This is a genomic window from Bacteroides fragilis, assembly GCF_019583405.1.
GTDB classification, from domain to species: Bacteria; Bacteroidota; Bacteroidia; order Bacteroidales; family Bacteroidaceae; genus Bacteroides; species Bacteroides fragilis_B.
Map to the genome: position 1 here is coordinate 60,250 of NZ_SZUU01000005.1, position 11,983 is coordinate 72,232.

Genomic DNA, 11,983 nt, shown 5'->3' on the forward strand with positions numbered 1-11,983 from the left:
AACAATGGAACAACTCCTACATTATGTGTGGAAACACAAAATTTTTCCTCTTCACGAACTGCAAACAACCACTGGGCTGCCTGTTGAAGTGATTGATACGGGACTGCCGAATCCTAATGCAGGCCCCGATTTTTTTAATGCCAAATTAAAGATTGACGGTACGCTTTGGGTAGGCAATGTCGAAATACATACAGCCTCTTCCGATTGGTTCCGTCACGGGCATGATCGTGATATGGCCTATGATTCGGTGATTTTACACATTGCGACGGAAATAGATTGTGAGATATACCGCACCAATGGTGAACCTGTCCCTCAACTCCGGTTGGCCTGTCCCCGCCAGGTGAAGGAACATTATGACGAGCTTTGCCGGGCAGACGTACATCCACCTTGCTATTCGATCTTGGAAACTCTCCCTAAACTAACAGTTCATTCCTGGCTGACAGCTTTGCAGACCGAGCGTTTCGATCAAAAGAACCAGACCGTATCCCGGCGGCTTCAGCGCTGCAATCAACATTGGGAGGATGCCTTTTTCATCACGCTGGCACGTAATTTTGGTTTCGGACTGAATGGAGATGCTTTTGAAGCCTGGGCGAATCTGCTTCCGTTCCGTTCCATTGATAAGCATCGTGACGACCTGACACAAGTGGAAGCTTTCTTTTTTGGGCAGGCCGGTTTGCTGGAGGGAGAACCTGTTGACGATTATTTCAGTTGGATGCAGAAGGAATTCCGTTATCTGCAACATAAGTTTGAACTTCCACCGGTGATGAATGCTTCTTTGTGGCGTTTTCTCCGTCTTCGTCCCGGCAATTTCCCACATGTGAGGCTGGCACAACTGGCCTCCCTATATTACAAAGAGCGTTCCTTATTTTCACGTGTTATGGAAGCGCAAACCCTGAAAGAATTAAATTTGATTTTCTCCGGTCATACTTCTGCTTATTGGGAGGAACACTTCATATTTGGCAGGACCTCTCCCCGGAGGGAGAAAAGCATCGGTTCCGGTGCAAGGGAACTGATCATTATCAATACGGTCATACCTTTTCTGTATGCTTACGGTTTGCATAAAGCAGATGACAGGTTGTGTGAACGTGCAGCTTCATTGCTTGAAGAGTTGAAAGCTGAAAACAACTACGTCACCCGCATGTGGAGTGGAGCCGGAATTCCTGTCCGGACAGCAGCGGACAGTCAGGCGTTGTTACAATTACAGAAGGAATATTGCGACAAGAAGAAATGTCTTTATTGCCGCTTCGGATATGAATACCTGAAACATAAATAATTCTGTTCTTCCCGATTGGATATTAGGAAGATATATTATCTTTGCCCGCTGAAAATGCGGGGTGGGATTCCCCGTCTTAATAACCCATTCATTATGAAAGTGAAAAGATTTGTGCTTTGTCTGTTTATGCTTACCCTGATGGGAGGCATTTGCTTTATTTCCTGTGGAAATACTTCGAAAGCGAAGGCAGAAAGTGCTGCTACTGCGGAAACGGCTGATGAACCTTTCCAGACGTTTCTGAAGAAGTTCACCTCAAGTGCTTCTTTCCAGTATACCCGTGTGAAGTTTCCGTTAAAAACTCCCATCACTCTGATGACGGACGATGGAAATAGCGAGAAAACCTTCCCTTTTACACAAGAGAAATGGCCGTTGCTGGATGGCGAGACTCTAAAAGAGGAACGCATAACCCAGGAGGAAGGAGGAATCTATGTTTCTAAATTTACGGTGAACGAACCTACCCATAAAGAGTTTGAAGCCGGGTATGAGGAGTCGGAAGTTGACTTACGTGTGATATTCGACTTGATTGACGGTAAATGGTATGTAACCGATTGCTATACCGGGTGGTATGGATACGATCTGCCGATTGACGACCTGAATGAAACTGTGAAGCAGGTGAAAGAAGAGAATCAGACTTTTAAAGAATTGCATCCGTAGAGAATCTGATATCAGGGGGAGGATCACTCAAGGACTCCCTTTCTTTTAAAGAAAAGATAGGTTACTGCCCCAAGAGATGCAAGTTGACTAACATTCCCGTGTGTTGGTCAAGATTTTACGTACTGACGTAAAAGCCTTTACATGCCGGGGTAAATGCTTTTACATCGAAAGGAAAATACAGGTAAATATAATTTGCTGACTATCAGTGATAATGAAACGGATGCCAAACTACGCATTGTCCGGATGAACTTTCTGTCAGAATGCCGAACGGACGGCAATGTTGTATTTGGTAAGCGTAGTGCTTTTATGGATAGCTTTCCAACTTTTCCGGTCGATCTGTGGAGCCAGATACTCCCAGAATGTTTTCATCTTGGTTACCAGTTGCGCTTCGCCACCTTGTATCTGCTCTTCATAATGAAGGAAAACGGCTGTGTGCAGTGCCTTAAGCTTTTCATGCCACTCTTCGGGAGAAAGCTTTCTGCCTTCTTTGTACTCCCAGCCTAATGCAGGGTTTGTCAGTAATCCGCGTCCGATCATCACTCCGGCAAGACTTGGGAACTTGTCGGTAATGCGGTGGATGTCTGCTATGGTCAGGATATCCCCATTATAGACTACGGGATGTCTGCATGCTTCGTAGAAAGAGGTAAATCCCTCCATGTCTACCTCGCCTTTGTATTGCTGGATGCCCAACCGGGGATGGAGGGTGATTTCGGTCAGGGGAGCAGCGTTAAGCAACGGTATCAGTGACAGGCATTCATCCGGTTTTTCCCATCCCAGACGCATCTTTACCGAAAAGCGCATGTCGGGAAATTGTTCCGTTTGTTTTAGCAATGCCTCCACCTTGTCGGGATAAGGCAGCATGCCGGACCCGCATTGTCGTTTTGCCAACATCGGGAAAGGACAGCCGAGATTGATGTCTATCTCCCGATAGCCCTGTTCGATGAAGAGGGCGATCATACGCTCTGTTTTATCCGCTTCGGAGGCTATGAGTTGCGGGATAAGGCGGCCCACCCGGTTGTTTTCGGGTAGAATGTCCCGAACGTCTTTGTGGCGGAACTCTCCCCGGTCTACTCGTACAAAAGGAGTATGATAGACATCTATGCCGCCGAAAACGGCGGCATGGGCATTACGATAGGCTGCCTCGGTATATCCCTGAAGCGGAGCGAAGTGGATAGGTAATGTATTATTCATCTGTTTTTAAAACATAAACATGGCTACACCTACGATACGGTTGTTACCGATGGAATGCGTATCGATGATTTTGCCGCTTTTAAGATTCAGTGAACCGTAAGCAGCGGAAGTATAGGTATATTCCACTCCAAACTTCCAGTGATTGACGTTGTATGTCAGTTCGGCTCCGGCAGTTACTACCTGGTCTACATTGGTTCCTGTTCCGTACAGTTGACCGGATGCTAAAGCATCACTTGTCCCCAGATTCTTGACATATCCCAGGAAGATACCCGGTTTCCATTTCTGTCCGTATACAACGTTCAGCCATGAACTGGATACCCGGATCGGTGTATATTTCTGTTCTCCGGTCTGCTTATCGATCGATTTGATTCCGAATCCACCGAGCATCGAAGTTTGTGTCAGATTAGAGCCCAATACGGTTTTGGCTCCTACAAACCAGTCTTTATTGCTGTATTTTACATGTCCTTCATAAGATAAAGTGGTGATGCGTTCGTTCACTTTATAAACTTTATCATCTATTTTAGACTCTGTACGGGGTTTCAGGGAGAGAAGTTCTATGCCTGCTCCGGCTATCCATCCGTTGGCTTTATAATCGAGTCCCAGATAGAATTCGGGGACACAGCTGTTCTTTATATAAGCCTGGCTCTTGCCCGCAATACCTTGCGATAAATACTGCGATTGCCAGATTGCGGCTCCTGTCAGTTGGAATCCCTTATGTGTATAGCGATAGCGAATTTGAGGGGCACGGCTGAATGGCTGGAAAGGTGCACCCACCGAAAGATTCAGTATTTGTGGTGATACATCACCGAACAGCGGATGCCAGGTTTGGCCGAGTAAGAGAGCTGAACGTCCCCAATCCAGGTTCAGGTAGGCATGGCGTAAGCGGATGGTGGAGTAGGAAGTTCCTGAGCCGCGGAAGTCCACTTCTACTTTGGCAGAAGTCATGGCACGTCCCAATTTAGGGCCGGTTACGTCTATTCCCAGGCGGGTATATAAAGTATAAAAGCTACCGTTGGCAGTTGCGTTCAGGTCCTTGCCGTTTTCATCGAGTACTTCGTCTTTGGGATACATGTAAAACAATCCGTCTACTGTCTCTTCGTTAGCACGGCTGTTGTAATAAAGGTCTGTGCGAATCTGTCCGTAAAACTTATAACTAAAGTCTTTCTTTTGAGCAAAACTGCTTACTGCCATCATCAGGCAGGCAGATAAAATTAGATGCTTCTTCATTTTTTGTGTTATTTGTTAGATACAATGGGGATTTACCCGTTGAAGTTATTATCTTAAATCAATGTAAGATGGTTGTTTCACGCTGCAAAGGTAAGGAAATCATCTGACTGACCATGAAAAAGGATACCCGAAAGTAAACGTTTTCGGAAAAGGTTGTAAAATAGCACCGGATGGAGAATGAAATACTGGAATAAAGTATATATTTTTGCAAGATAAAAATAGAATAGACCATGAAAGTAAAAAAGATCAGTATTGCTAATGTGGAGGTCGATGCACTTCCCGAATTACTGGATAAAGAAAAGATCGGTTTCCAGGCTATTGATAATGTGAATTGGGAAGCTTATCCTTATCGTCCGAAAGTGGAGTTCCGTATAGCCCATAGCGATGATGCTGTTTTGTTGCACTTTAATGTGAAAGAGGCCAGTGTGAGGGCTAAGTACGGAGAAGACAACGGGTCTGTGTGGACAGACTCTTGCGTGGAGTTCTTTTCTGTGCCTGCCGGTGACGGTATTTATTATAACATCGAATGCAACTGTATCGGGACGATTCTTATAGGTGCCGGAGCAGAACGTAACGACCGGGAGCGTGCCTCTCAGGAAGTGATGGATCAGGTAAAGCGTTGGGCCAGCCTGGGACGCCAGCCGTTCAATGAACGCATTGGAGAGTGTAACTGGGAAGTGGCGTTGATCATTCCATATACAGCATTCTTTAAACACAACATTACTTCTCTGGACGGAAAAACGATTACTGCGAACTTCTACAAATGTGGAGACGAATTGCAGACCCCGCATTTCCTTTCATGGAATCCGATTAAAATAGAGAAACCGGATTTCCATCGTCCCGATTTCTTCGGTACCTTGGAGTTTGAATAGAATGAACCTGCCCGTGTAAAAGCATGGAAAATAATAAAAGAAAGGTGTAGTCATCCCAGGATGACTACACCTTTTCTTTATCGGCAGATGATTGTGCCTATTTTACGATTCCACGTTTTGACTCCTTGACGAATGCAACGATATTTTCTATCTCTTCGCTCATGGGAACCTGGTCTACAATTTTTTGTACTGCATCCTGCAGGCTGAAATTGCCCTGATAGATCAAACGGTAAGCATTGGCAATATGTCGCAAGACCCTTTCGCTCGTATTTTTATGTTGTTGTAATACTACAGCGTTTACTCCGTGATATTCTACCGGATTTCCGGCCATAATAACATAAGGAGGTACGTCTTTTGATATGCGGCAACCGCTCTGAATCAACGTCCATTGTCCTACATGGCAATATTGATGGAGTGTGACGTTTCCACTCAGGATCACGCAATCGTCCAAGGCACATTCTCCGGCAATTGTAGTACCGATACCGGCTACGCAATTGTCACCGATTTGTACGTCATGACAGACATGAACCTTGTCCATCAGGAAGTTGCCGTTGCCGATCTTTGTGGCGTTTCCGCCGAAAGTGGCCCGGCTGATGACTACATTCTCGCGGATATGATTGTTATCACCGATGATCAGTGAACTTTCTTCTCCTTTGTAATGGAAATCCTGTGGCTCCGCTCCGAGTACGGCGTGTTGATGCACTTTGTTACCTTTTCCCAGCTGCGTACCATTCAGTATGCTGGCATAAGACATAATGATGCAGTCGTCCCCTATTTCGACATTATCTTCAATGTAAGCGAACGGTTGAATGGTGACATTCTTACCGATTTTTGCCCCGGGGGCTATCGATGCTAATGGACTAATCATAATTGTATTGTATTTAAAGTTAATCTTCTCTTCCGCCGCCTAATGCCTGATAAAGGCTTACTACAGCCTGCATCCGGTCGAAAGTATCGTTTACCTGAGATAAACGGGCACTGAGCAAAGATTGTTCGGCCGACAATACCTCCAGATAAGTAGACGTCCCTAATTTAAACAATTCTTTTGTATATTCAGATGCTTTCTCTGATGATTCCACTTGCATTTTGCGGGAAGCCGTTTTTTCGGAAGCACTCTGATACTGGTATAGTGCATTGCTTACTTCACTTCCTGCATTCAGTATACTCTGTTGGAAGGCCAGTTTAGCTTCTTCCTGTTGTGCCTTGGCTATCTTCAGACGGGCGATGTTTGCACCCCGGTAGAATAGCGGCTGAGTAAGTGAACCAAGTACGGATGCCAGCAGTTTACCCGGGTTGACAATGGCGCTACCGGCACTGTTGGTCCATCCGGCTGACCCACTGATTGTGATCTGCGGATAGAAGGCGGCACGGGCTGAGTTTGCATTGTAATAAGTGCTGGCCAGAGCCATTTCGGCTGCTTTTACATCCGGACGGTTAGAAAGTAGCTGCAAAGGAACACCTACTGAAAACTCTTCCGGCAATTGCTGTTCTTCAAGGACTCCCCGTTGAATAGTCTGCGGCGCCTGTGCCAGCAGCATAGACATGGCATTTTCGGTTTCGCGGATACTCTGCTGAATGGCCGGGATAGAGGCCAATACTTGTGCATAGGCAGCTTTGCTTTGTTCCACTCCGGCAGAGGTCGTGTTGAACATGGCGGCATCCTTCATAGCTTGCATAGTTTCAACATTACGTTTCATGATGTCGGCGGTCTGTTCGGTGATGTCGAGCTGACGGTCGAGCATTAATAACGTGTAGTATGTATTGGCAATTCCCGAGATGATCTGGGTCTGTACAGCTTGGCGATATGCTTTCGTTTGTAACAATGCTACTTGTGCACCCCGTTTGGCATTCAGCAGTTTGCCGAACAAATCGATCTCCCAACTGGCAGTTGCAGGCAGTGAATAAGTTTTCGTTGCCGCATGTTTGTCGAAACTGCTGATGGTTCCTTGTGGTGACAATCCGAGTGAAGGAGCATAAGCCAAGCGGGCTGACATCAGCGATGCCTGTGCCTCTTTCACTTTCAGTGCGGCAGTCAGCAGGTCAGTATTGTGAGTCAGTCCCTGTTCGATTAACGCTTGTAACTGAGGATCTGTGAAGACCTCTCTCCAAGGCAGATTTCCGAAGTTGGCAGTATCGGATATCAAAGTATCGGCAACAGATACTGTATCCCGGTAAAGTCCGGAAGCTTCTATATCCTTAGGTCTGTCATATGATTTATAGATGTGGCAGCTGCTCAGGAGAGCAGTTGCACACAACATACCTATAATTTGTTTCTTCATATTCTTTTCTTTATTCCTATTTAGCGTATTGTTCAATTTCTGTTTCTGCATCTGTATTATCGATGTCTTCCCATTCGATAGGTTTCACCTTCTCCTGTAAATACTGGAAGAGAACGAACAAAGCAGGAACCACAAATATCTGGCATATCATACCGATAAACATACCGCCTACCGCAGCTGTACCCAAAGCACGGTTACCATTGGCACCTACACCCATGGCAAGCATCAACGGAATCAAACCTACTACCATTGCTAAAGAGGTCATCAGAATAGGACGGAGACGTGCACCTGCTCCCAATACGGCAGCCCAGGTGATGCTCATACCCATCTTACGACGGTCGAGGGCAAATTCGACAATCAGGATCGCATTCTTTGCTAACAAACCTATCAACATAATCAATGCAATCTGCATATAAATGTTGTTGGTAGCTGCTCCCAAAATAGGGATGATATTATTGGCCAATCCCATCAGGTGGGCAAAGATGAAGCTGCCTGCCAGACCGAAAGGAATAGAAAGCAATACAGCCAATGGTAAAATATAACTTTCGTACTGGGCACTCAGCAACAAATAAACGAATACGAAGCAAAGGACGAAGATCATAGCTGTGGAGCTGCCACTAGAGCTTTGTTCTTCGCGGGTCATACCCGAGAATTCATAGCCATATCCTGTAGGTAAAGTCTGTTCGGCTACTTCCTGCATTGCCTGGATGGCTTGACCGGAACTATAGCCGTCGGCGGGAGAACCGTTGATGGTCATAGCGGTAAACATGTTGAATCGCTTGATATTATCCGGTCCGTAGATGCGCTTAATATTCATAAACTGAGTGATAGGCGCCATTTCGTTACCATTGCGTATCTTGATTGACTTCAGCGACTCGAGGTTGGTACGACTGTTCGGTTCCGCTTGAATCATTACGCGATACATTTTACCGAAGCGATTGAAGTTTGAAGAATACAAACCACCGTAGTAGCCTTGCAAAGTGGTCAGAATATCGTTAGGTGATAGTCCGGCTTTCTTACAGGCAGCTGCGTCGATGTCTATCATGTATTGCGGGAAGTTCGGATTGAACGATGTTTGCGCTGATTGAATTTCGGGACGGGCCTGCAATTTAGAGATGAAATCCTGAGCCACCTCATAGAATTTGTCAAGGCTACCTCCCGTTTTATCCTGTAGGTTCATCTCGAAACCATTGGACACACTATAACCCGGAATCATTGGTGGAGCGAACAACAGTACACGGGCGTCTTTAATCACTTCACGAGCTTTGAGGTATAACATACCCGAAACAAAGTCTGAACGTTCTTTGATGGATCGCTCATCCCAGTTTTTCAGTTTACAAATAAATGAACCGTAGCTGGGTCCCTGTCCTGCTATGAAGCTATAGCCTACAATCATCGTACGGCTGTCGATTGCCGACTCTGAAGCTATCAGGCTGTCTACCTGTTGCATCACCGCTTCGGTACGTTCTTTAGAACTACCCGGGGGCATGTCGACAACAGCCATGATGGTACCTGTATCTTCATTCGGAACCAAACCGGTCGGGGTGATATTCATCAGGAAAATCATCAGGGCAAAGCCGGCTACTACCGCACTGATTGTAAGCCAAGGTTTCTGGATGAAGAAAAGTACCCTTTTCTTATATTTTTTCAAAATCGTATCGTATGCCGCATTGAATGAAGCATGGAAACGTTTGGCAAGTGTCACTTTTTCTTTTTTGTTCGGATCGTGTGGTTTCAGTAGGATGGCACACAGTGCAGGACTCAATGTCAAAGCATTCAAGGCCGAAAGTGCAATAGCGATAGCCATTGTCAGACCGAACTGGCGATAGAATGTACCGGAAGTACCGGACATGAAACTTACCGGAATAAATACAGACATCATTACCAATGTGATAGAAACGATGGCACCTCCCAATTCATTCATGGCGTCGATGGAAGCCAGACGGGCTGATTTATAGCCTTGGTCAAGTTTTGCATGGACGCCTTCCACGACGACGATCGCATCATCGACCACAATCGCTATGGCAAGTACCATGGCACATAGTGTCAGAAGGTTGATACTGAACCCAATCAGATATAAGACAAAGAACGTACCGATCAATGCAACCGGGATGGCGATAGCAGGAATCAATGTAGAGCGTAGATCCTGCAGGAAAATGTATACCACAATGAATACAAGAATAAATGCCTCGATCAATGTCTTGACTACCTCATGAATAGAGGCGAACAAGAAGTCATTGGCATTCTGTGATACATTTACTTTGACGCCCGGTGGGAAGGTAGAAGCTGATTTATCCAGTAAGGTGAGGATGTCGTTGATAATAGCTGTCGCATTCGAACCGGCTGTCTGGAATACGATGATGGTTACTGCCGGATGCCCGTTCACTTTATTGGTAAATCCGTAAGTCAGACGTCCCAATTCTACACTGGCGATGTCTTTCAGTCGAAGTACCTGTCCGTCTTCAGTAGCACGGATTACAATATTCTCAAATTCTTCTTGACTTTGCAGGCGCCCCTTGTATCTCAGAGTATATTGAAAAGTCTGGTTACCCTCTTCACCGAATGCTCCCGGAGCAGCCTCAATGTTCTGTTCGGCCAACGCTGCGGAAACATCGGTAGGCATCAGGTGATATTGGGCCATGATATCCGGTTTCAGCCAGATACGCATTGAATAGTCTGCACCAAGCACCATGGCGTCACCTACACCCGGTACGCGCTGCACTTCCGGCACCAGATTGATCTTGGCATAATTTTCCAGAAATTCGTTATCGTATTTGTCGTCGGAACTATATAAAGAGAATACCAGCAACATACTGGTCTGTCGTTTTGAAGTGATGACGCCTACTTTGGTTACTTCGGCGGGCAGCAGACCTTGTGCTTTGGCTACACGGTTTTGAACGTTTACCGCGGCCATATCCGGATCGGTGCCTTGTTTAAAGTATACGTCAATACGGGCTTCACCGGTATTGGTTGCTGTGGAACTCATGTACATCATGTTTTCCACACCGTTGATTTGCTCCTCCAGCGGGGCGACTACACTGTTTAATACCGTTTGTGCATTAGCACCCTGATAAGTGGTCGAAACGCTTACCGTAGGTGGGGCAATATCCGGATATTGGGAAATAGGCAGCGAAATCAAGCCCAGAATACCCAAGATTACTATAACGATGGAGATCACCGTAGATAGTACCGGACGATTAATAAATCTATCTAGTTTCATATTTAACTTGCTATGCTGATTTTATTTTCCTTGTTTTTTCTCTTCAAGTGCTTGTTGGAAATTGGCTTTAGCCTGTTCCGGAGTAACTGGTTTGATTGCCTGTCCGTCTTTCAGGGTGCTGGCATTATCCAAGACCACTTTTTCACCAGCTTTCAAGCCGGAAGTCACTACGTAATCGTGTCCGTTATCCACATTGAAAACATTTATTTCAGTCATCTTTACAGTATTGTCCGGCTGCAATACGAAAGCAAATTTCTTGTCTTGTATTTCCGTTGTAGCTTTTTGCGGAATAACAATTGCATTTTCCAGATGATAGGGTACGATCAGGTTGGCCATACCACCGCTTCTCAGCAAATGTTCTTTGTTAGGGAAAGTGGCCCGAATACTTACTGCTCCGGTATTTTGGTTGATGACACCACTAATGGTGGACATTTTACCTTTATCGGCGTAGGTGGTTCCGTCCGATAGCTCAAGCCCTACCTCCGGATAAGACTCTACAGCTGAAATCTGAGAACCGTCTTTACGTACCAGTGCCAATAGATCTTTTTCAGTCAGTGAAGAGTAGACATACATTTCGTTAATGTCCGAAACGATGGTCAGCGGAGTTTGGATAGAAGGGCTGACAAGGCTTCCCAGACGATAAGGAATTGTGTTGACAATACCATCTGAAGGACTTTTTACATTGGTGAAGGTTAAATTTTGTTCTGCACTTATCAGTTGTGCCTGTGCGGAAGCCAGTTGTGCTTTGGCAGATGCCAGAGAGTTTTCTGCCATCGCCAGGTCGTAATCACTGATAATATTCTTTTTATTTAATTCACGTTTGTTGTTCACTGTGATTTCTTGTGTGTTCACTCCGGCTTTTGCAGTAGCTACGGCTGCTTTGGCCGAACGGACAGCGGCTTCATATTGTACCGGATCGATGATGAACAATATCTGTCCTTTGCGTACCATAGAACCTTCGTCTACGCAAACTTTTGTGATGAATCCCGATACTTGCGGACGGATTTCTACGTCTTGTTTACCTTTGATAGTGGCCGGATAGGAACTCTTCAGATTTACTGTAGTGGGTTGCAACACCTGTACTGCGCATTCCGGGGTTCCCCCGCTCAGGTCAAATCCCTTTTTGCCGCAACTCGACAGGAGGGCTAAACAAAATGCAAATAAAACAATTTTACTTTTCATACCTTCTTTATATTCAATTTATAATGATGTCCATTTTGTGGTAATGTGATTTATCGTGCTAACCCTTCAATGATAAGGGAGAGAA

General features: G+C 45.6%; 9 protein-coding genes. 3 read left to right on the forward strand and 6 right to left on the reverse strand.

Annotation, left to right across the window (positions count from 1 at the left end; genetic code table 11):
* Positions 1-4: 4 nt before the first annotated feature.
* Together FDF36_RS12645 and FDF36_RS12650 are read left to right on the forward strand one after the other, a co-directional pair.
* Positions 5-1,273: a DUF2851 family protein gene (locus FDF36_RS12645; RefSeq protein ID WP_220391556.1), complete on the forward strand. Its 1,269-nt coding sequence runs from the start codon at positions 5-7 to the stop codon at positions 1,271-1,273.
* 93 nt (positions 1,274-1,366) lie between these two features.
* On the forward strand, positions 1,367-1,927 hold the full coding sequence (locus FDF36_RS12650; protein ID WP_005812309.1) for a DUF4348 domain-containing protein: 561 nt from the start codon (positions 1,367-1,369) through the stop codon (positions 1,925-1,927).
* Between the two features lie 255 nt (positions 1,928-2,182).
* Here the strand turns inward: FDF36_RS12650 and FDF36_RS12655 are convergent, their stop codons facing one another.
* Positions 2,183-3,118 carry a tRNA-dihydrouridine synthase family protein gene (locus FDF36_RS12655; RefSeq protein ID WP_220391557.1) on the reverse strand — a complete coding sequence of 312 codons (936 nt, stop codon included), beginning with the start codon at positions 3,116-3,118 and terminating at the stop codon, positions 2,183-2,185.
* Between the two features lie 6 nt (positions 3,119-3,124).
* Complete coding sequence (locus FDF36_RS12660) at positions 3,125-4,345, reverse strand: hypothetical protein (RefSeq protein ID WP_220391558.1); 1,221 nt, start codon at positions 4,343-4,345, stop codon at positions 3,125-3,127.
* 230 nt (positions 4,346-4,575) lie between these two features.
* On the opposite strand from FDF36_RS12660, the gene FDF36_RS12665 reads away from it, so the two are divergent.
* Positions 4,576-5,217 (forward strand): carbohydrate-binding family 9-like protein, encoded by a 642-nt coding sequence (locus FDF36_RS12665; RefSeq protein ID WP_220391559.1) that lies wholly within the window; start codon positions 4,576-4,578, stop codon positions 5,215-5,217.
* Between the two features lie 97 nt (positions 5,218-5,314).
* On the opposite strand, the gene lpxA is transcribed toward FDF36_RS12665, so the two are convergent.
* Genes lpxA through FDF36_RS12685 form a run of 4 tightly spaced genes read right to left on the reverse strand, consistent with a single transcriptional unit; the run spans position 5,315 to position 11,898 of the window.
* Positions 5,315-6,085: an acyl-ACP--UDP-N-acetylglucosamine O-acyltransferase gene (lpxA, locus tag FDF36_RS12670; RefSeq protein WP_005779566.1), complete on the reverse strand. Its 771-nt coding sequence runs from the start codon at positions 6,083-6,085 to the stop codon at positions 5,315-5,317.
* Positions 6,086-6,104: 19 nt separating this feature from the next.
* Positions 6,105-7,496 carry an efflux transporter outer membrane subunit gene (locus FDF36_RS12675; protein WP_220391560.1) on the reverse strand — a complete coding sequence of 464 codons (1,392 nt, stop codon included), beginning with the start codon at positions 7,494-7,496 and terminating at the stop codon, positions 6,105-6,107.
* Between the two features lie 16 nt (positions 7,497-7,512).
* A complete protein-coding gene (locus FDF36_RS12680; RefSeq protein ID WP_220391561.1) occupies positions 7,513-10,716 on the reverse strand; it encodes an efflux RND transporter permease subunit in 3,204 nt (1,067 codons plus the stop codon).
* A gap of 21 nt (positions 10,717-10,737) precedes the next feature.
* Positions 10,738-11,898: an efflux RND transporter periplasmic adaptor subunit gene (locus tag FDF36_RS12685; protein WP_005812297.1), complete on the reverse strand. Its 1,161-nt coding sequence runs from the start codon at positions 11,896-11,898 to the stop codon at positions 10,738-10,740.
* Positions 11,899-11,983 lie beyond the last annotated feature (85 nt).